Raw genomic sequence first — 21,190 nt, 5'->3', positions numbered from 1 at the left:
TTTTTCTCCTCAGCTGATATTCGGAAACAGGATATTCTCCGTATCCCGGTCATAGAGATTTTCACGGGTCACGGAGAGAAAATCCACGGTATCTTCCGTTACCCCGTTATCCTGGTGATAATTGATCTTTTCCGCCAGCTCCTTCACACACTGATAACCCATGAAAAATTCATTGGGAACCACCAGGGAGGCGATCACGCCCTTGTCCAGGTAATAGACGGTCTTCTCGGAACAGCCTTCCCCGTAAAGCTTCGGTTTTTCCCCGGAAAGCCCCAGGATAAAGTCTCCGGCCAGCTCCGTCTCATCGTTGTCAAGCGCCACCAGCACGGAGGCAGGTTTTTCCTTCCAGTAGCGTTCCAGGGCGCTCTGGTCTCCAACTTCCTCATCGGAGAGGGTCCAGAGGATCTCTGCCCCTGAGCGTTCCACTGCCTTCTGAAAGCCTTCCAGTCGAAGACGCTGGGACTTCATCTTCTGGTTTCCCGAAAGAATGCCCACCGTGAAACCGGAAAGAGAATCTCCCGCTCCCGCCAGAAGATTTTCACCGATGGTTCTGCCGATCTCATAGGGATCTGCCATGACTGTGGTAAAAAGCGATTCAGATTCTCCCTCATTCTCAGCGAGTACCGTGGGAACCCCGGAGACAATCCCGGAAAAAAGACCGTCCGCATCGTCCCCGCAGAGCTGAACGATGACACCGTCCGCCCCGTTTTCGAGCTCTCTGGAAATGATGGAGCATTCCTCATGAAGGTTCACAAAGGAGCTGGTGGACACCACGTTGATATGGAAATTTTCCTCGTCCGCCCCCTGCTCCAGCCCTTCCTTGAAAGCCGTCCAGCGGTCGCTGCTACTGTCGTCCACGATGACAGCCACCGAATGGTAGGTTTCCTTTTTTCCCGCGTTGACCATTCCGTAGGAGGCGTAGACGAGCACCGCCAGAATGGCAGTCACCAGAAGTCCGACATAAAAACGGTTTTTATTCATGACTTCTCCTCCTTCGCTTTGTATTTTCCCTCTTCCAGAAGCTGCTGATTTTCTTCCGTGTAGGGGATGGCCGGGATGTGGATCGTCACCTTCATGCCCTCGTCGGGATGGCTCTCGATCAGAAGCCCGTACTCCTTGCCGAAACGCAGACGGATCCGGCTGTCCACGTTGATGAGGCCCACGCCGGAACCTCTCTTTCGTTCCCGTGAACTTTCCGTCAGAAGCTTCGCCGCCTCTTCCTCGGGCATGCCAAGACCGTTGTCCTGGACTTCCAGGTAGATATCTCTGTCTTTTTCATAGCCTTTTACGAGGATCTCGCCCTCTCCGTCCATGTATTCCATGCCGTAATAGATGGCATTTTCCAGGAGGGGCTGAAGCACCAGCTTCACCGTACAGCACTGCTGCACCTCGGGCTCCACCTGAAATTCCACCTGAAAGGCGTTTTTATAGCGGATCTTCTGGATGCTCATGTAGTTCTGGGCGTGACGGATCTCATCCTCAATGCTTATGATCGTCTTTCCGCGGCTTAGGCTCACCCGGAAAAGGCTGCCCAGCTGGGTGATCATGAAAACTGCTTCCTTATAGCGTTCCCCGGTGATCATCCAGACGATGGAATCCAGCGTATTATAGAGGAAATGTGGATTGATCTGGGACTGGAGGGCATCCAGTTCGCTCTTCCGCTTTTCCTCCTGCTCCGTAACAATATCCTTCATAAGCTGCCGGATCTGGGCTACGGTGGACTGAAGGGTCTTACCCAGATGGGCCACCTCCAGGGAACCGCCCACATAGATATCGGGTTCCAGATTGCCTGCCTCCCACTCTTTCACGGAATCGTTGAGTTTCTTTAAGGGCTTCGCGATCCGGGCGGAAACCAGCTGATTCAGGATCATCGTCGCCAGAAGGGCCAGGGCCACCAGCAGGATCACAAGATACCGCGTCTCCTCAAGGCCCATAGAAAACGTCTCCATCGGAACCACACCCACCAGCTTCCAGCCCGTATAGCTGATCGTTTTCACAGTCACCATCCGCTTCTCCTTCTCGAAATGTTCCCGGGTGGTACCGTCCTCATAGCCGGAAACGTCCTGGTTGTCTTCCCCCAGAAGACCAGTGCGGATGAGGTTCTGCTTAGGATGGTAAATGATCTCCCCGTTGCGGTCCATGAGGTAGACATACTCCTTGGAAACGTCCTGGTTGACCTTTTCCAGCAGCTGCTTGATACTGCTGTAGTTCATATCTACCAGAAGGACGCCCTGCATCGTGCCGCCGTTGTTGGTGAGTTCCACGGTACGACTCAGGGAAACGACCCAGTGATAACGGTAGGAGGGGTCGTCAAAAAGGTTCTGCACATGGGGTGTGGAAAAGTGAAAGTTTTCCAGCTGATCCACTGCGTCCTGAAACCACTCCTGGTCCGTGACGGAAATTCCTGCTTTCACGTTAGCGATGGGAGCCGCCGCCACGAGGCCGCCGTCCCTCGCATAGCAGGCAATGCTCACCAGATTGTCCTTGTTGGCCTCGTAGAGAAGATCCATCTCCTCATCCAGCCCCTCGGTGGCCAGGTCCTTGTCCTTGATGACACTGTAGTACATGGCATCGGAGATCCGGCGCATGCTCCTCAGGTAATCCTCCAGGCTGATGGCCGTCTGGTTTAAAAGCTGCTCGGTGTTTTCCGCATAGAGCAGCTCCGTCTTTCTTGCAAACTGCTGATAGAGCAGAACGCCCAGGAAACACATGATGCAGACCGCCGTGATCGTAAAAGATACGGAGATCGTCACCTGAATGCTCTTGGGGTCCGCATGCTTCACAAAGCGCTTTCCAAGCTTTTCCAAAAATTTCTTCGTCTCATCCACTGACTTTCATTTTCTCCACTCGATACTTGGACGGCGACACCCCGTATTTTTTCTTGAAAGCATAGCTGAAATAGTTGGGATCGCCGTAGCCGACTTTTTCCGCAATCATGTAGGTTTTGTCGTCCGTCGTCAGAAGCAGTTCCTCCGCCGCCTCCATGCGGTAATCCGTGAGATAGCCGATGAAGGTCTTTCCCGTCTCCTTTTTGAAGACCGTGGAAAAATAAGCGGCGCTGACGCCCAGGGTCCGGCAGACTGTCTCGATGGAAATGCTCTGGTCCGCATAATTTTCCCGGACATACTCGACAGCCCTGGTCACAAAGGATTTCGTATTGTTCTGGCGCTCGCTGCTCAGCATCTCCTGAACCTTCTCACCCACGCCGATGAGCCATTCGCAGAGCTCCTCGAAGGATTCCGGCTGGAAAACCATCTGATATATATCGCTTTCCTTCCGGAAAAGCTCTTCCATATCCAGCTGGTTTTTGTTTCCGAAGCGCATGATCTCCGCGATGAGTTCCATAACAAAGAGGCGATACTTCTGCAGAGAGCTGCCATTCTCCGTAAATTTCTTCAGGCAGTCCTTGACCTCGCCCTCCAGCGCACTCTTGTCCCCCAGGCGGATCTGCTTCATGATCCGGTGAAGGGCTTCCTCCTCCCAGGTCTCCTCGGACTTTTCCTTTGGCTCGATCTCCGCGATGTTGATGGCCCGGTTGTTTCCGTAGAGAGCCCGGTAAGAAACGGCGTTCCTGGCTCCCTGATAGGAAAGCTTCAGCTCCTCCACCGAGGAACAGAGCTGGCCCACGCCAGCCGTCACCCGGATGCCGCAGACACGTTTGGCCTGACGGCAGAACTCATCCATCATATCCGTATAGCCAGCCACCTGGTCCGCCGTCTCCAGCTGAGAAATCACGATGATATCCCCGAGATAAATTAACGTCCTGGAACCGTATTTCGGCACCAGCTGCTCTTCCGCCAGCTTTTTCACCGAGACCGTCATCAGAAACGGATTGCTGTAGGCCTTCACATCCGAGGAACTTAAGTGGAGAATCGTCACCAGATAGAGGGGTCCACAAAGATGGATCTGATAGTTCACCAGATATTTGTCGATCTCCTCTGCAGGCACCCGGCCCTCAAAAAGCGAGGTAAAAAAGTTCTCCTGGAGAAGTGGCAGGCTTTCCATATAGTATTCCTGGAGCTTGTCAATGTTCCGCTTCTCGTCGATTTCCTTATCAAGGGATTTTTTGATCCTGCCAAAAAGCTCCTGAAGCTCTCCGGCGTCAATGGGTTTTAAGATGTACTCCTCCACCTCAATGCGAATTGCCTCTTTTGCATATTCAAATTCGTCAAATCCGGAAAAGATGATGATCCGGATCGAAGGATAGCGCTCCTTCAGCCTCCGGCTCAGCTCCAGTCCGTCCATATAGGGCATTTTGATATCGGTCATCACCACATCGGGCTGGCACTCTTCCGCCAGCTCCAGGGCCTCGGCCCCGTTGTGGGCATAACCCACGATCTGGAAGCCCATACTTGCCCAGTCCAGTTTTTTCATAATGATCTGGATGACTTCCTCCTCGTCATCCACCAGCATCACTGAATAGAGACTCATACTGCAATCTCCCCTTTATTCACCGTATTTTTCATTCATTTTTTTCCAGAGGACCCCGAAGATTACAAAACACACGCCTATCTCGATGAGGGCAAAATCCACGCTCCAGTACATGATCACAGCCATGCCAAGGGACGCGATCGTCAGAAAGACCATAAGCTTTCCGGCTGCCTTCGCAAAGCCTTCTTTGTCCTTCGGTTTCTTTTTATTTTTTCCATAGATGGAATCCACATCCTGCAGAACCAGGAGACGGAAGCTGTAGTAAGCCAGCACCACCGTCATCAAAAGCGGGATCAGGGCTGTTGATAAATAGCTTTCACCTGTCATAAATTCATTTCCTCCCAAATGTTTTCTTATGAAAAAAGGCCGCCGCTTCAGGTCTTGCGACGGCCTTTTCATTATAGTATAAGTTTTATTTTCTTGCTACATATTTTCTGATATCCAGAGAAATTGCAACGAAGATAATGATACCAAGAGCGATCCACTGTGCATTGGAGTTTACTCCCAGGAACTGCAGAGCCGCTTTCAGGATCTCGAATACCGCTACACCGATGATAGCAGAAGAAACTTTACCACGGCCTCCGGAAACGGATACACCGCCGATGGTACAAGCCGCGATGGCCTCCATCTCATAACCATAACCAAGCTGTACGGAAGCACCGCCTGCTTTTGCGCCCAGCATGAAACCTGCCAGACCATACATAGCAGCTGCTTTTGCGTAGATGATGATCAGAGTTTTCTTTACCGGTACACCGGCAACCTCTGCTGCCTGTGGGTTACCACCGATTGCATACATATATTTGCCGTGACGGGTCATGTTAAAGATAAACCAGGTGATCACTGCCACAAGGAGTGCGATCCAGATCAGGTAGCTGATTCCAAGGAATCTGCCGGAAGCAATACCGGTATAAGAGGATACATAACCTCCCAGCGGAGTTGCATTGGTGTAGATCATGTTGATACCGTAAACGATCTCCATCATTGCCATGGTGGAAATGAAGGGCGGTACATTCAGGTAAGCGATGAAGAAACCGGTTACAGCACCAAACAGTGCACATACCAGCATAACGATCAGAAGAGCCAGGAAAATATTCATGGGCTTCATGTTCGGGAAAAACTTCTGGGAATAATCCATCTTCTGAAGCAGGGTACCTGCGATACAGCCGCCAAGACCGATCATACGTCCGGCTGACAGGTCACAGCCTGCGGTGATGATACAGCCCGCAATACCAAGGGCAATGACCAGACGGGAACTCATATTCATGAGGATGTTTGTCAGGTTGTTGACACTCAGGAAATTCTTTGAAGTAATACCGGTATAGATTACCAGCAGCACTACGATGATGATTACACCGTAGTTGATCATAATGTCTTTAAAACTCAGTTTTTTCTTATCCATTATTGGCTCCTCCCATCATCAGAACTGTGTCGCATAGCTCATTACCTTGGCCTGCGTCATGTCCTTCTTGTCTTTGATCTCTCCCCGCATCTTGCCGTCGCACATAACATAGACACGGTCGGACATTCCTAAAAGCTCAGCCATCTCAGAGGAAACCATGATAATGGATTTTCCCTGAGCAGCCAGATCGTTCATGATCTCGTAGATCTCATGCTTGGCTCCTACGTCGATACCACGAGTCGGCTCATCCATGATCAGAATATCCGGATCGTTCGCCAGCCATCTGGCGATGATAACCTTCTGCTGGTTTCCTCCTGACAGGTTGGCGATGTGCTCCTTCATGTTCGGAGTCTTGATCCGAAGCTTCTTGATACTGCTGTCCACGATCTCGCCGATCTTCTTGTGATCCAGAACAATGCCTGCTTTCAAATATTTATTATAGGTAGAAACACCTACGTTGTCTTTGATGGAAAGACAGCCGAAGATACCATTTCCACGACGGTCCTCTGTGATCAGGCCGATACCGGCTTTCATGGCATCTGCCGGGTGTTTGATCGTTACTTTCTTTCCTTTGACGTAAACTTCACCGCTCTTTAAAGCACGGATACCGAAGACACCTTCCAGTACCTCTGTTCTCTGGGCGCCGACCAGACCGCCGAAACCAAGGATCTCACCTTTTCTCAGGTTAAAGGAAACATCCTGGAAGGATTTGTCGGAAATGGAGGTCATATGTTTGACTTCCATGATGACTTCTCCCGGTGTATTCTTTCTCTCGGGGTAAACGTTTGTCAGGGTACGGCCTACCATCTTGGCGATGATATCGTCAGTGGAAAGCTCGTCCGCAGACCAGGTACCTACATAAGTACCGTCACGCATGATCGTAATGTCATCTGCGATTCGTTTGATCTCGTCCATCTTGTGGGATATGTATACCATGGCAACGCCCTTGTCACGAAGGTCGTTCATGATACGGAAAAGAGCTTCTACCTCATTATCGGAAAGAGATGAGGTCGGCTCATCGAAAATCACGACTTTTGCCTGATGGGAAACTGCCTTTGCAATTTCTACAGACTGCATCTGACCAATGGAAAGATCTCCCAGCATTGCCTTGGGATCAAAGTCCATTTTTACTTCTTTCAGCCAGTAAGCGGTGTCCTCATACATTTTTTTATGGTCTACCACTTTGATCGGACCGAAGCTTTTCAACGGGAAACGGCCTTCATAAAGGTTCTCAGCCACGCTTCTTGCCGGAATCGGCTGAAGCTCCTGATGTACCATCGCGATACCATATTTCATGGCCTCGTCCGGGTTATTGATGGAAACCTTCTGTCCATCGAGATAAATTTCACCGGCATCCATCTTGTAGATACCGAAGAGGCATTTCATCAAAGTGGATTTTCCTGCGCCGTTCTCGCCCATCAGTGCATGCACGGTTCCCGGGCGGAGCGACAGCTGTACGTTGTCCAACGCCTTTACGCCTGGGAAGGATTTACAGATTCCCTTCATCTCCAGCTTAAATTCTGCCATATTCTCCCTCCTTCTTTTTTTAACAGGGAGCACTGCAAAATACAAAGCCTTCGCTTATTGTATTTTGCAGCGTTCCCTGCACGCATCTTTTTCATAGAAAGAGGTGTGGGTGCTTTTTCCATCACCCGCACCTCTTCGGCTTTTATGCTGTTTTCTGATTATTTCAGTTTTTCCTGAATGTCAGCTACGTTGTCAGCGGTAACTTTTACATAGTCACAGCCGATGTAGTGCTCATTCTCGGTTCCGGTCAGATAGTTAGCTGCTGCGATAGCTGCTGCATGAGACTGAGAGAAATGATCGTTGAATACGGTACCGGTCATTTTTCCGGATGCTACATTGTCCAGAGCCTCGGTCAGAGCGTCAACGCCTACCAGGTAGATATCCTCGCCAACGGTACGGCCAGCTGCCTCGATGGACTGCAGAGCGCCAAGTGCCATTGCGTCGTTGTTGCAGAATACAACTTCTACATCATCACCATACTGGCTTAAGGAGTTAGCAACCAGCTGCTGAGCGGTAGCCTGATCCCAGTTACCTACCTGATCATCCAGGCACTCAACTTCAAGACCAGCATCCTCAAGTGCTTTGATGGAGAACTCGGTACGATATTTAGCATCTACGTTCTCCGGGTCACCCTCGATCATAACGTAGTCGATCTTGCCGTTGCCGTTTTTGTCGATAGCGTCCAGACCCAGATCAGAGATGATCTCACCCTGGAAGGTACCGGACTGTCTAGCGTCACAGCCTACATAGGTAACGTCCCAGCCGTTCTCGTCCCATCTTGCTTCCTCGTCTTCGCCCGGCTCACGGTTGATGTATACCAGCGGGATTCCAGCATCTACAACTTTATCGGTAATGGTCTCTGCGGAAGAGGTGTTTACCGGGTTAATGATCAGAACATCTACGCCGTCAGCGATGAAAGCATCGATCTGGTTGGACTGGGTAGCCTGGTCATTCTGGCCATCCTGAATGGTGATATTCTCTTTGCTGAATCCAAGTTTTACCAGGTAATCCTCAAGCTCTGTACGGAACAGGGTCATGAAGTTATCGGAGAACTGATAGATACAAACGCCAACTTTTTTATCAGCCAGATCCGGATTTGCTACCGGCTCAGCATTCTCTTCTGCTGCAGCTTCTGTAGCAGCTTCTGTAGCAGCTTCTGTAGCAGCTTCTGTGGTAACCTCGGTAGCTGCCTCAGTCTCTTCATCTGCCATTACCGGTACTACAACCATGGATGCTACCATTGCTGTTGCAAGCAGTGCACTGATTAATTTTCTTTTCATCTTATAAACCCTCCTGTTTTTTGTTTTGGTTTTCGTTTCTGGGGTTATTATAGCAGTTCCATCCCTGGAAAAACCATACAAAATCCTTCTGTTTTTCTGGAATATCCTTCTTTTCTTTGGAGATATTGATTATTTTCAAGAAGTTTTTTCGTTATTTTATTGTCAGGTTGTATATAAAATGACGAAATATAAGGGATTTTGTCCGTCATTTTCTTTATTCAAACATCTCCACTGTGACTTTATTCGTAATAAACTGATACCGGAACCGGACTACCGTATTATCCTTCCAGGTGGTAAAATGCGCCTTATTTGAGGAACCGCTTCTCGGGTATCCGTCGGCCTGGTAGGTCGCGGATAAGGTTCCATAGGTTGATATGGAATAATCGTAGGTTCCCGCAAAGGGAATGACCACAGAAAGGGTATAGGTGTTGTCACCGATGTAGTACATTCTGGTCAGTTCGCTGTTGGAATCATTTTTTACGGCTCCGACGTGAGACTGGAAGCTTCCATAGACCACGATCTTTTCCGGGAGCTTCATGCCGGTTTCTTCGTCGTAAACGTTTTCTGCACCATAGCGGATCAGCATCTCCGGATTTGCCGCCTGCTCCCGCAGAGTGTGACCTGTCGCCCAGAGGCGTTTCGCGGTCTCCTCCTGGTCAAAGCCCATCGGGCAGGCTGGGCTTTTTGTGTTGATCTGGTAAAAATCCTGTGCATCCGTCTCTCCGTTGTCTCCGCGTTTCATGGGAACTTCCGCATTATGGATCATCCGGCGGAAAGGCAGTTCAAAGTAGGCATTTGGATTGTTGATATCTGTCCATTTGTAGGTGTACTCCAGGAAATGGTTCCGGCTCTCTTCCGGCTGGTTGGCAAACCAGGCGATCTGATCATACCCCCACCAGTCTCTCCAGGCCAGTTCCTCTCTCGGAATCTTTTTCCGGTCGTCAACGACCAGCCCGCCCCAGTTGTCGTATTCCATGAGATAGGGCATGGCTTTCGCAGACCAGCCGTTTGGATTTTCTCCGCCCTCGCTGTAACCCTCGCGAACCAGTACGAGTTCTTCTCCCGGCACTTCCAGAAGCGGCATCCGGGTAAAGGGCATCGCATGATAGTCAAACAGCAGTTTTCCACGGATATTTACTCCATGGGTGTGGGCATCCAGAAGGATTTTATGGCGTCTTCCATGAAGCCTTGCGTACTCGCGGATCATACCGAACAGCTCTGCGGTCTTTGCCATTCCCCTGTCGTTTGCGGTATAGAGATGCACCTGTCCCATATGCAGGGCCTCATATCCGCAGTCAATATACCGGGTGGCACGGTAATAAAACCACAGTCTTGCCTCCTGGCGGGAGAGATCCGGAATGCCGCCGTCCTTTGCCGGATCGTCTCTTCTGCTGGTAAAGCCGCTGGATTCATCCGTAAACAGAGCATCTTCCAGACGGAAACACCTCTGTTCCGGCTTCAGGCCAAAGGCTTCAAATACATAAGCCGGAATCTCCACTGTCTCCATCCGCCGTGTGATCCACTCGAAGACGCAGGACTGCAGGATCACTTCCGGGTCCTGGGCGTGTACCTTGTCTGCCAGTTCCTTCGACAGGCGAAAATGCTCCTCGTCATCCATCGTCATGTACCAGATGCCCGATGCTCTTCCAAGAAATTTTACGCCCATCTCCCGGATTGCCCGCAGATCATCTTCCAGTGTTTTACTCTCATATAAACCTGCTGCCGTCACGCTCCGGGACAGGTAATTTTCCAGAACTTCTCTGGAGATATTGCCGTCAAATGTAAAATTCATCTCTTCTCTCCTGTCTCTTTATCTTGTGAGATAAGCCGCCAGGGTGCTCATGCAGGCTCCGCTGGCCCCCTCTGCCATCTCATCGGTCTCTTTTCGTACCACCGACGGTCCCACCATATCGAGGTGAATCCACCGGGTTCCTTCTTCCACAAAGTTTTCCAGGAAGCAGGCCGCCACGCTGGCTCCAGCCCCTCTTCCCGGCGCATAATTGGCAAAGTCCGCGCAGATCGACCACTCGATCATTTTGTGATAGATCGGTCCCATCGGCAGCTGCCAGAAATGTTCTCCGGTCACTTCCGCCGTCTCTTTCCAGGTGCGAAGCGCCTCCCGGTCATTTCCGAAGAGGGCTACCACCTGATCTCCCAGAGCACTCTGGGCCGAATAGGTCAGTGTGGCAAGGTCGATGACGGTCCGAGCCCCCATCCGCTGTGCAAAGGTGATGCCGTCACATAAAACCAGCCGTCCTTCCGCATCGGTGTTGTAGACTTCCACGGTCTTTCCTGCCAGGGTCGTGATCACATCCCCCATCTTTACCGCATCCGAATTGATCACATTTTCTGCGAGCATCAGTACGGCCATCACATTTTTCCTGACCTTCCGGGTGACAAGATATTCCATCATCTCCAGCATTTCTGCTGCCCCGCACATATCATATTTCATTCCCTTCATACCGTCAATCGACTTCAGATGATAGCCGCCTGCATCAAACATCAGTCCCTTGCCGACCAGTGCCGTCCAGTCAGTTCCCGGTGCGCCTTCATAGCGAAGAACCACCATGGCAGCCTCTCGCCTGCTTCCCTGATTGACTGCCAGAAGACCGCCGCAGCCAAGCTCTTCCAGCTTCTGGTCTCCATAGGTTTCACAGCTGATTTTAAGCTCTTTCGCCAGCGTCCCGGCATAAGAGGCCATATCTTCGGTATGTAAGTAGTTATTCGGCAGATTTCCAAGGGTCCGGGCATAGCCCTTGCAGCGTCCCAGTGCTTCCCCGCGCTCCAGCGCTGCTATTTCCTGCTCTGTACCTTCCAGTACAAACGTATAGCAGTTGTCCCCGTAATCGCTCAGGGAATCCCTGTTTTCGTATACGCTCTGTTTTCCCAGGCTCTTTAATCCGCTTTTGGAAAACTGATAGGCCCCGTCATACAGGCTGCACACCCCATTGCACAGCATCTTAGTCCATTCCTCTTCGGAAAAGCCTTCTTTTTTTACTGAAATCCGGCAGTCGCCGCCCCGTTTTTTTCCAAGTTTCTGGAAAGTTTCCGGCATCGCCGTTCCTTTCTCCAGGAAAACTTCTGTTTCTTCTCCTTCTGCCTGCTTCGTCCATCTGATTTTCATCTTATCCACATCCTATATTTCAAACATTAATGTCTTGATTTCATACGGTTTCAGTGTCACACGAATCTCACCGGTTTTGAATGCTTCCGGCTCTTCCATCAGGTTACACTCACACCACTGTTTCACAGCCAGACGGGTATGAAGGGTAACTTCCCCGCGTCTGCCCTGGAACTCGTGAAAACGCAGGATCACACGGCTGCCATTTTCCTCCCTCTTCCATGCATCCACAACCAGGTTGTCCTGATCGAAGGAGAGCCAGCTTTCCTGTCCCAGTGCGGCTTTGCCTTTCACTGCAGTCAGCGGATTGTTTAACGCGAAAGCGCTCTGCTCGATGCCTGCCTCGTACCATTCACAGCTGTGGGGCAGGATCGCATAGGTAAAGCTATGGGTTCCGAGATCTGCAGTATAATCCGGTTCCACCGCGGATTTTAACAGAGTCAGGCGGATCGTGTCTTCTTTGATGTCATGACCGTATTTGCAGTCATTCAGCACAGCCATACCGTATCCGGTCTCCCACAGATCCACCCACTTATGAGCAGCCACTTCAAATTTGGCAGCCTCCCAGCTGGTATTTCTCGTGATCGGACGGCGGATATTTCCATCCTGAATATCAAATCTGGCATCCACCGCGCGCACATCCACCGGGAAACTGGTCTTTAAGAGCTTCTGGCGCTCCTGCCAGTCCACCTCGGTCTTAAAGTCAATCCGCGGATTTTCTTCATAGAGGCACATGGTCTGGCGGATCTCTGATTTGTGATACTTCCAGGTAAAGTCTACCTGCCAGCCGATGGCATCCTGACGGACTTTCACACCGGTGCAGTCCTCTACAATCTCTTTTTTGAGATCAATGGTCGGCTCCAGCTCCCAGGCATCAAAGCACCGCGGTTTGTCCTCAAATACCTGCAATTCATTCGCACATTTTCCTTCCGGAAGGACTTCTCTTCCGGCCTTTTTATCAAAGATCCGTGTCAGCTGGCCGGCTTCATTCCAGGCAATCTGATAATAGGGGGTCTCGATGGAAGAGGTCTCGATGGTCTCTTTCTCTGTTTCCCGCGCTCCGGCTTCCACACGGAAGGAGGCAAAAGCAAAGGAGGGGATCTCTTTGGTCCAGATTCGGACACCGTCTTTTTCCCATACCGACTTGACTTCTTCTCCCTCTGCGTCCAGAACGCGTCCGCCTGCGTAAGTCCTTACTTCGTCCTCGCTCATCGGAATCCAGGCTTCCCCGCTTCTCGCCCAGTTGGAATTATTAAATACAGTATAGACGCCTTCTTTGGGCTCGTACAGGGCAGCTTCCACCGCTTCGCAGACTTCCTCCAGCAGTGCGATAGCGCGGCCGTACTCCACATGGCTGTCCTCATAGACTTCCTTAATCGAAGAACCCGGCAGAATATCGTGGAACTGATGGCAGAGAACGATCTTCCATGCTTTCAGGATGCGCTCATAATCGTAGGGAACGCCCTTGATTACCTGGGCCAGCATGGCTTCCATCTCCACGTTGCGCAGCCGGTATTCCATCCGGCGGTTCATTTTCTTATTATATCCCTGGGAGGTATAGGTTCCGCGGTGAAATTCCAGGTATAACTCTCCGTCCCATACCGGAATATAGCCGTCCATCGGATTTTCCTTCATCGTCTCGTTCAGACGCCGGAAATAGTCCGTCGGTTTCTCCATCTTCACATGGGGAAGTCCCGGGATCCTGTCTGCCATCTGGGCCTGTTTGATCTGTGTTCTGGTCGGGCCACCGCCTCCGTCACCGAAGCCGAAGGAAACCAGCAGATCTTTGTTGGTATCTTTGTTCTTATACTGCTCCCATACGCCGCGAATCGCCTGGGGACTGGTATTGCCGTTATAGGTGTAATAATCCTCTCCCGGATCGGTCGTGGTCACAAAATGAGCCGTCACTTCCGTTCCGTCCATGCCTCTCCAGCGGAAAGTGTCGTAGGGCAGACGGTTCGTGTCGTTCCAGCTGATCTTGGTGGTCATGAAGGTATCGACACCTGATTTTTTCAGGATCTGGGGCAGAGCCCAGGAATAGCCGAAGACGTCCGGCAGCCACAGATATTCGCTCTCATAGTTAAATTCTTTCCGGAAGAAATTTTTTCCCACCAGAATCTGGCGGATGATGGATTCGCCGGAAGCGATGTTGCAGTCGCACTCTAACCACATCGCACCTGCGGGTTCCCATTTGCCTTCCTTTACACGCTCTTTGATATGCTCGTACACATCGGGGTAATCCTCTTTGAGAAAATCATAAAGCTGGGGCTGGGTCTGCAAAAACAGGTATTCCGGATATTTCTCCATCAGACGGTTTACTGTGGAGAAGGAGCGGGCTACTTTTTCTCTGGTATGGCGTAGTCTCCAGAGCCAGGCCACGTCGATGTGGGTATGACCGATCAGGCTGACGTTGATATCCGGTTTTCCCTGACCCTGCATCTGCCCATCCAGATAGTTCCATGCCTCTTTCACGCTCTCATAGAAGGCTTCACTGCCCGGTTCGGTAAAATCAACCTTCGTAAAGCATCTCACCAGACAGTTCAGAAGCCATTCTTTGTACTCATGATTCGCCGGAAGCAGATCGTAGGTCTCAAGGGCTGCTTTTGCCAGATAGTAGAGATCGTCGCAGGGATGGTCCAGAATGGCAAGCTGGGCCTGCTGAAGCTCCATCACGTTCTCCACCGGCACTCCGCCGCCGCTCAAACCGGACCAGAGACGGAACTTCATCTCCTGGGTATAGCCTTCTTTTTCCACATCCAGAAATACTTCATGGTGGTTGCCGTCCACAGCCTGATAGGTCTTTCCGTTGATATATAAGAGGCTTTCCGGGTCGCCGTTATTGCCGCTGCCCACTCTGGCTCCGAAATCAAAGAGCGCCAGAATATCCTGTCCCTTCCATGCATCCGGAATCTCTGCGGTCACGGTCAGCCAGTTGTAGCGGTCCCAGCCTTTCCAGCGAAAGCCCAGTTCCACCGGCAGGCCTTCCCCCTGTGGCTCCCGGTTGCCGATGGTTCCGTCGTCCTCCCAGAAGCAGAAGCCGGACAGATCCCTCCTGTCTTTGTAGCGCAGCTCTTCGATCTCTTCCAGGAGATGATCGATTCTGTCACGGTTATGAAAATCAAATGGCATTTCTTTGTCCTCCCTGTCCTTTATCTCACGGTTTTAGTGAAAGATTCCACCGTATACTTCGTCGTATTTATTTACCAGCTGTTTGGCCAGAGAATAGGAATTTACCAGTGGATGCAGCATCAGCGCCTGCACAGCGGTTCCTTTGGAATGATTCTTCACGGCCTCTACGGTCAGTTTCTCGTACATCTTGATGAGACGGATCAGGAGATAGCAGTGTTCCGGTACTTCTTTTACTTTCACCGGCTGGATGCCATCCTTCGATACCAGGCAGGTGGTCTCAATCACGTCTTCATCTGCCAGTCCCGGAATGCTTCCGTTGTTTTCCACGGACAGAACCAGGTATTTTCCTTTTTCACTCTGCATGCCCTCGATGCAGTCCAGCATAACGCCTGCATATCCCATGCCATCCGGTACCTCCAGCTGACCTTTCTCCAGCAGCGGCCGTTTCGCCAGCCCGGACTCGATGCTCATGTAGGAGTTCTCACGAACCTGCATATAATATAGGAAGATCTGCAGTGCGCCCTCCGGATCCGCATCGATGTCCATAGTTTTTAGCTCCTCCATCATATGGATATTGACGTCCTCAATGGTCTTTCCTCTGGTTGCACCTGATTTTTGGATGTTTTCCAGGGCTTTTTCCCGGTGATAATAGTAGTAGAGATATTCGTTCGGCAGGAAGCCGATGGAACGAAGCAGTTCCGGATCAAACATGGAAAATTCCTGTACCCCCTGCAGGAAAGCATCATCTGCCAGCAGCTCCGGTAAGATTTCCTCGCCTTTTTTCTTCACGCTGCGAATCCAGGAGAGATGATTTAAGCCGAAAAATTCCACATACAGATCGTCTTCTTCCACACCCAGATCACGGGCCATACGGAACTTGGTGCTGCTCGGTGCATCACAGATTCCGATAATCTTATCGTATCCGGCGCTCCGCAATGCCTGAGTGACCAGACCGGAGGGGTTGGTGAAGTTGAAGATCCATGCGTCCGGCGCATATTTTTTGATCAGTTCACAGTATTCGATCAGAACCGGAATCGTACGGACTGCCATGGAAAATCCGCCGACGCCGGTCGTCTCCTGTCCGATCACACCCAGATCCAGAGCGATCGTCTCATCTACCACCCGGGAATGATCTCCGCCCACACGCAGCGTGGTTACAATGTAATCTGCACCCGTGATGGCTTCCACCGGATCAGATACCGCCCATACTTTCAGTTCTTCGTGGTTTCTCTCCACGACATGCTTGCATAACTTTTCGATGATTCTCTGTTTTTCTTCCTGGATATCGTACAGTACCACCTCGTCGATGTGAAGTTTTTTGTATCTCTTTAAAAGTCCGTTGATAAAGATGACGGTGCGTACCCCTGCTCCTCCGATAACTGCGATTTTCATGGTTTTTTCCTCCTTATTCTCTCTCTTTTTATGCCTCGTAGCTTCTGATAAAGGCTTCCAGTTTTTCTTCTGTCGGGAATCCGGTATTGCCGCCCAGGGCGGTTACGGAGAGGGCTCCGCATCCGTTTCCGCATTTCAGACATTCTTCCATGGTTTTGCCCCGCAGGAAACCATAGACGAAACCGGCATTAAAGGAATCTCCAGCTCCTGTCGTGTCTACTGCCTCCACGGTGTAGGGTGCTGCCTGATAGAGCGTTCCGTCCTTCACTGCGATGGAGCCTTTCTTTCCCATTTTGATAACGGCCATGCCTGCTGTCCGGGCAAATTCCCGGGCGGCTTCCTCCGCGCTTTCTTTTCTTCCGTAATGTTCTGCCTCTGTCTCATTCATAAACAGGACGTCAATGTAGGGGAAGAGATCCCGGATCTCCGGTTTCCACTCTCCGGTGGAGTCCCAGCCGACATCAAAGGATACGCTGGCCTGGGTCTCTGTCCTGATCTTCTTCAAGAGTTCCAGATATTCGTTGTGATTGATGGAGCCCATATAGCCGGTCACATGGATATGGGCGGCCTCCTTTACTTTTTCTAAATCTACGTTGGAAATGCTGATCTTTTCATTGGTTCCCCGGTAGGTTAAAAACGAACGGTCTTTCTCGTTCGTAAAACTCAGGGAAATTCCCGTCTTTAACTCTTTGCTCACCGCCAGCAGGGAATCGTCCACATGACTTTCCCGGAACTTGCTCCGGATCAGTTCACCGTAGCAGTCATCTCCGACTTCTCCCTGAAAGACCGGACGAAGTCCCAGCTTACCAACGCCCAGGGTAAATAAGGCGGCTCCGCCGCCAACAAAAGTCTCCATCACGGAAACTTCGTCCTCCTGCCCCGGTTCTGGAAATTTCTCCACACCCGGGATCACAATATCAATATTGACATCGCCGTATACATAAACATCCCACTTTTTTGTACTCATACTTTCTCCTTCCCATTTTTTATCTATCACAGCTGTTCTCTATAAGAACCGGTAATTTTCAATCTCATTTTTTATAATAGAAAAAGGTTCTCCGCATCGCCCATAGATTCATCTCTATACAAATGCTGAACGAAGCAAAGAACCTTTTTATATTTTACTTAACCTTTTACTGCGCCGATCATTGCGCCCTGTGCGAAGTATTTCTGTACGAAGGGGTACACACAGAGAATCGGAACGGTTGTAACAACGACTGCTGCCATCTTCAGAGAATCAGAGGTTACGGACACCGTGTTGTGTGCCAGTGCCTGTGCAATAGAAGTTACTTCCTGCTGTGAACTCATTGCTTTTGTCAACATCTGCTGCAGAACGGTCTGTACCGGCCACAGATTGGTATCGTTGACATAGAATGCGCCTGCGAACCAGTCGTTCCAGTGATTTACTGCGGTATACAGTCCAACGACTGCGATTACCGGTTTACTGAGCGGAAGCATGATCTTGAGATAGATCTGAAAAAATCCGCAGCCATCCAGTTTGGCTGACTCTTCCAGGCTGTCCGGGATTCCTTCAAAGAAGGTCCGTACCATCAGAAGATAAGTAACGCTTACCAGACTCGGCACCACATAAACCCAGAAAGAGTTCAGAAGATGCAGGTTTTTGTACTGAATATAGGTAGGAATCATACCGCCGCCGAACAACATGGTAAAGGTGATCAGCATGGTGATGATTTTTCTTCCCGGCAGGTCTTCCTGTTTCAGTGCGAAGCCTGCCATTGTTGTTACCATCAGACTTAAAAATGTTCCAATTACTGTTCTTGCGATCGTGACCACATAAGCGCTTGTGATACTGCCATCCTTGAATACTTCCTTGAAGTTATCCAGTGTGAACTCTCTCGGCCAGAACCATACGCCACCTCTTGCTGCATCAGCGCCATCGTTAAATGCCAACGCCACCACGTTCAGACAGGGGAGCAGAATGATCAGACAGAGTGCAATAATGATCAGATAAATCAGAACCTGAAGTACCTGGTCTACCGGATTGACTTTTATCTTCTTTTTATGCATTGCGTACCCAATCCTTTCTGTAAGTGTAACTTATCCGCTTTTCTTTCCCCTGCCTGCCACCGGAGGCAGGCAGGATCTTTATCTTAGTCGTAGAAATTTACTGCATTCGGATCTTCCTCATAAACGCTCTTCACATATGCTTCAAAGCGGTCAATACCTGCTGCTGCCAGCTGATTACGGAAAGATTCTACAATAGATTTTACTTCATCATCAGATTTTGCGAAGCAAGCCTGTACAAAGGTCTCATCCCAGTCAAGCAGATCCATCTGCATCTTCACATCTGCAAGTTCATCCACAGACATATATGCGGTTGCATTCAGACCGGAAACCAGTTTTTTCTCTACCGGATAATCTTTTGCGATCTGTACGCTTCTTGCGAAAGCAGAGTTTCCGGAAGATGCGCCCGGACGGGACTCGCCAAAGTTATCTTTGTTGTTTTTGTTGGTCAGAACAAACTCGAAGAAGTAGTTTCCAGATCCACCGAAGCCAGCGCCGATGGTGTTGATCAGATAATCGGTATCGCCTGCGTTCAGTTTCTCAGCAACTTCGTCTGTCAGTCTCGGATATCCGTCTTCCATGGTGTAGGATACGCCTTCTGCACCGTACTGTGCGATAATCTGTCCTTCTTTGGTGGACAGCCAGTCAAAGAACTGGAAGATCTCTTCCGGATTCTCTGCGTCTGCGGAAATTGCCATACAGCCACGGCCGCTCTTTCCACGAACAACTTCCTTGTTGTCACCGGAGATATCATTCAGGGGTCCTAACGGAATCCAGTCTTCACTGGAGTAAACGATCTCTTCGTAGTTGTGTACATCAGCGATAATGGCTGAGTTATGGTTTTTGGAAACCTCTTCTGCACGGGTAGAGTCCATAGTGAAGAACTCCGGGTTCATCAGATCTTCATCCAGAAGTTTTCTGACAAAGTTGATCTCATCATATACATGATCGGTCTCTGCGATATGTTTTACATCGCCGTTTTCATCCAGGTTGTAGTCATCGCTTACGCCCCAGGCATAACCGGCTGCGATGTATTTTACGGCGTCTACAGAGCCGCCCCAGTATTTGGGTCCTAACGGATATACGTCATTTCCGTTATCGTCTTTGTAACCGCCTTCTTTGATCTTAACCAGCAGATCATAGAAGTCATCCTGTGTGTTGATTGCTGTGGGGTCGATACCCAGATCATCTGCGATGGATTTCTGGATGTACATACCGCCTACATACTCTTCATCCGGATCATATTCCAGAGAACGGTCAATTTCATCAATATTCAGCTGCCACAGATATACGCCGTCGAGGTCATCACGGAATACGATGTTTTTCTTGGTATCATCCGGCAGATAGCCATCTTCATAATATTTGGAATATACTTTACCATTCTTCATGTACTCGGATACATCAGCGAACATTCCGTCTTTTGCAGCTTTGTACAGCAGCGGGAACTCCGGTCTTGTGGAGTTGTCCAGATAAGAAATGATCACATCCGGGATCGTTCCGGAAGCCAACTGAGAAGCCAGAACTTTGGAATCACTGTCACCAGGGGTATATCTTACATCCAGTTTGATACCGGTCAGCTCTGTGATCTTTTTCATGGTTTCCGTGTTATTGAAATCTGACGGAAGCGTATTTCCGATATCATCTACATAGGCCTGTACGGTGATCGTACGATCGGCAATCCAGGTATCCGGTTTGTCAGAAGCCTCATCCGCTGAGCTGGTGAATCCTGCAAGCATAGTCATGGCCATCGTTCCTGCCATGGAAGCTGCCATCAGGCGTTTTGCTGTTTTCTTTTTCATGTGTTTCCTCCTTTTACATTACGTTTGGTTTTCGGGTTACTTTTTTACCACAATCCGACTTCCGTGACCTTTTTACAGATCCGGTTGCAGACTACAACGAGCACCAGTCCTACCACACCCTGGATCAGACCGATCGCCGTTGCATATCCAAACTGCCCGCCCTGGATACCCATACGCAGGACGTATACGTCAAGGGTATCAGCCAGAGACATGTTACCAGGTGTACGCAGCAGCCATACCTGTTCTACACCGGAAGAAAGCAGTCCGCCTACTCCCATGATAAACAGAAGACCGATCGTTCCCCGGATTCCCGGCAGTGTGATATGCCACATTTTTTTCAGTTTTCCGCAGCCATCCATCTCTGCTGCCTCGTATAAGGTCAGGTCTACGGAACTGATTGCTGCCAGATACATGATGGAATCCCATCCGATATTTCTCCATAAATCCATGGAAAACAGGATTCTGTAGAAATATTTTGCATCCATCAGGAAGAATGTACTTCCATCTCCTCCCAGTGCTGCAATTGCCTGATTCAGTACACCGGTGTTCGGCGCCAGGATTCTCTGCAGCATGGTTACAATAATAACAGAAGAGAGAAAATGCGGCAGATAGCTGATTGTCTGCGAGATCTTCTTAAACTTCATGCTGCGAAGTTCATTCAGCAAAAGGGCAAGTATGATAGCAAACGGAAATTCCAGAATACACTTGATAATACCAATCGTCAGTGTATTGCGGATCAGTCTCGGCGCATCGTAACTGGAAAAGAACGTTTCAAAATACTTGAATCCGATCCACGGGCTTCCCCAGATTCCCTTCTTAAAGGAATAATCCTTAAAGGCGAGAACAGAACCTGCCATCGGCACATAACAGATCAGTGCATAGTAGATGATACAGGGAAGCAGCATCACATACAGCGGCCAGTAACGAACCAGTCTTTTGCCCAGCGGCTGTTTCTTTGGCTTGTATTTTTTAGCCTTCTCAACACTTGCTGCTTTCATAGCTTTCCTCCTTCTTTTTTTGATAAAGCCATTATAGAAAACAGCCTCTTCTTTCACAATGGACATTTCTTTTTGCACAGTGGACAAAT

At 49.9% G+C, this 21,190-nt stretch carries 15 protein-coding genes; all 15 read right to left on the bottom strand.

The window, feature by feature from the left end:
* Positions 1-9 precede the first annotated feature (9 nt).
* Positions 10-981, bottom strand: coding sequence for a substrate-binding domain-containing protein (locus tag LKD71_RS08750; protein WP_227615114.1), 972 nt, complete (start codon positions 979-981; stop codon positions 10-12).
* A complete protein-coding gene (locus LKD71_RS08745) occupies positions 978-2,828 on the bottom strand; it encodes a cache domain-containing sensor histidine kinase (RefSeq protein ID WP_227615113.1) in 1,851 nt (616 codons plus the stop codon). The genes LKD71_RS08750 and LKD71_RS08745 overlap by 4 nt, the downstream gene beginning before the upstream one ends.
* Positions 2,821-4,431, bottom strand: coding sequence for a response regulator (locus LKD71_RS08740; RefSeq protein WP_178047320.1), 1,611 nt, complete (start codon positions 4,429-4,431; stop codon positions 2,821-2,823). Before LKD71_RS08740 ends, LKD71_RS08745 begins: the two co-directional genes overlap by 8 nt.
* A 15-nt stretch (positions 4,432-4,446) precedes the next feature.
* Positions 4,447-4,758, bottom strand: coding sequence for a hypothetical protein (locus LKD71_RS08735; RefSeq protein WP_178047319.1), 312 nt, complete (start codon positions 4,756-4,758; stop codon positions 4,447-4,449).
* Between the two features lie 85 nt (positions 4,759-4,843).
* Positions 4,844-5,830, bottom strand: coding sequence for a galactose/methyl galactoside ABC transporter permease MglC (locus tag LKD71_RS08730; RefSeq protein ID WP_117767687.1), 987 nt, complete (start codon positions 5,828-5,830; stop codon positions 4,844-4,846).
* Positions 5,831-5,848: 18 nt separating this feature from the next.
* Positions 5,849-7,357 carry a sugar ABC transporter ATP-binding protein gene (locus tag LKD71_RS08725; protein ID WP_178047318.1) on the bottom strand — a complete coding sequence of 503 codons (1,509 nt, stop codon included), beginning with the start codon at positions 7,355-7,357 and terminating at the stop codon, positions 5,849-5,851.
* Between the two features lie 158 nt (positions 7,358-7,515).
* On the bottom strand, positions 7,516-8,637 hold the full coding sequence (locus tag LKD71_RS08720) for a galactose ABC transporter substrate-binding protein (RefSeq protein ID WP_227615112.1): 1,122 nt from the start codon (positions 8,635-8,637) through the stop codon (positions 7,516-7,518).
* Positions 8,638-8,851: 214 nt separating this feature from the next.
* Positions 8,852-10,429, bottom strand: a complete 1,578-nt coding sequence (locus LKD71_RS08715) for a hypothetical protein (RefSeq protein ID WP_177292066.1) — start codon at positions 10,427-10,429, stop codon at positions 8,852-8,854.
* 18 nt (positions 10,430-10,447) lie between these two features.
* Positions 10,448-11,761: a M17 family metallopeptidase gene (locus LKD71_RS08710; protein ID WP_178047316.1), complete on the bottom strand. Its 1,314-nt coding sequence runs from the start codon at positions 11,759-11,761 to the stop codon at positions 10,448-10,450.
* Positions 11,762-11,773: 12 nt separating this feature from the next.
* Positions 11,774-14,887 (bottom strand): alpha-mannosidase, encoded by a 3,114-nt coding sequence (locus LKD71_RS08705; protein WP_227615111.1) that lies wholly within the window; start codon positions 14,885-14,887, stop codon positions 11,774-11,776.
* Between the two features lie 33 nt (positions 14,888-14,920).
* Positions 14,921-16,279, bottom strand: coding sequence for a family 4 glycosyl hydrolase (locus LKD71_RS08700; protein ID WP_178047314.1), 1,359 nt, complete (start codon positions 16,277-16,279; stop codon positions 14,921-14,923).
* A gap of 28 nt (positions 16,280-16,307) precedes the next feature.
* Positions 16,308-17,246 (bottom strand): carbohydrate kinase family protein, encoded by a 939-nt coding sequence (locus tag LKD71_RS08695; RefSeq protein ID WP_178047313.1) that lies wholly within the window; start codon positions 17,244-17,246, stop codon positions 16,308-16,310.
* A gap of 158 nt (positions 17,247-17,404) precedes the next feature.
* Complete coding sequence (locus LKD71_RS08690; protein ID WP_178047312.1) at positions 17,405-18,307, bottom strand: carbohydrate ABC transporter permease; 903 nt, start codon at positions 18,305-18,307, stop codon at positions 17,405-17,407.
* Positions 18,308-18,390: 83 nt separating this feature from the next.
* On the bottom strand, positions 18,391-20,103 hold the full coding sequence (locus tag LKD71_RS08685; RefSeq protein WP_227615110.1) for an extracellular solute-binding protein: 1,713 nt from the start codon (positions 20,101-20,103) through the stop codon (positions 18,391-18,393).
* Positions 20,104-20,147: 44 nt separating this feature from the next.
* Positions 20,148-21,101, bottom strand: coding sequence for an ABC transporter permease (locus LKD71_RS08680; RefSeq protein ID WP_178047310.1), 954 nt, complete (start codon positions 21,099-21,101; stop codon positions 20,148-20,150).
* Positions 21,102-21,190: the final 89 nt, after the last annotated feature.

Origin of the sequence: Fusicatenibacter faecihominis, assembly GCF_020686945.1 — a bacterium.
GTDB lineage: Bacteria > Bacillota > Clostridia > Lachnospirales > Lachnospiraceae > Limivivens > Limivivens faecihominis.
The sequence above is the reverse complement of the archived record's forward strand: the minus strand, read 5'-3'. Positions and strand labels throughout refer to the sequence as shown.

Excerpts from the sequence above, each read along its gene's own strand:
- LKD71_RS08715 (WP_177292066.1), bottom strand. The coding sequence starts at position 10,429 with ATGAATTTTACATTTGACGGCAATATCTCCAGAGAAGTTCTGGAAAAT.
- LKD71_RS08700 (WP_178047314.1), bottom strand. The coding sequence starts at position 16,279 with ATGAAAATCGCAGTTATCGGAGGAGCAGGGGTACGCACCGTCATCTTT.
- LKD71_RS08740 (WP_178047320.1), bottom strand. The coding sequence starts at position 4,431 with ATGAGTCTCTATTCAGTGATGCTGGTGGATGACGAGGAGGAAGTCATC.
- LKD71_RS08685 (WP_227615110.1), bottom strand. The coding sequence starts at position 20,103 with ATGAAAAAGAAAACAGCAAAACGCCTGATGGCAGCTTCCATGGCAGGA.
- LKD71_RS08690 (WP_178047312.1), bottom strand. The coding sequence starts at position 18,307 with ATGCATAAAAAGAAGATAAAAGTCAATCCGGTAGACCAGGTACTTCAG.
- LKD71_RS08730 (WP_117767687.1), bottom strand. The coding sequence starts at position 5,830 with ATGGATAAGAAAAAACTGAGTTTTAAAGACATTATGATCAACTACGGT.
- LKD71_RS08695 (WP_178047313.1), bottom strand. The coding sequence starts at position 17,246 with ATGAGTACAAAAAAGTGGGATGTTTATGTATACGGCGATGTCAATATT.
- LKD71_RS08735 (WP_178047319.1), bottom strand. The coding sequence starts at position 4,758 with ATGACAGGTGAAAGCTATTTATCAACAGCCCTGATCCCGCTTTTGATG.
- LKD71_RS08725 (WP_178047318.1), bottom strand. The coding sequence starts at position 7,357 with ATGGCAGAATTTAAGCTGGAGATGAAGGGAATCTGTAAATCCTTCCCA.
- LKD71_RS08750 (WP_227615114.1), bottom strand. The coding sequence starts at position 981 with ATGAATAAAAACCGTTTTTATGTCGGACTTCTGGTGACTGCCATTCTG.
- LKD71_RS08680 (WP_178047310.1), bottom strand. The coding sequence starts at position 21,101 with ATGAAAGCAGCAAGTGTTGAGAAGGCTAAAAAATACAAGCCAAAGAAA.
- LKD71_RS08720 (WP_227615112.1), bottom strand. The coding sequence starts at position 8,637 with ATGAAAAGAAAATTAATCAGTGCACTGCTTGCAACAGCAATGGTAGCA.
- LKD71_RS08705 (WP_227615111.1), bottom strand. The coding sequence starts at position 14,887 with ATGCCATTTGATTTTCATAACCGTGACAGAATCGATCATCTCCTGGAA.
- LKD71_RS08710 (WP_178047316.1), bottom strand. The coding sequence starts at position 11,761 with ATGAAAATCAGATGGACGAAGCAGGCAGAAGGAGAAGAAACAGAAGTT.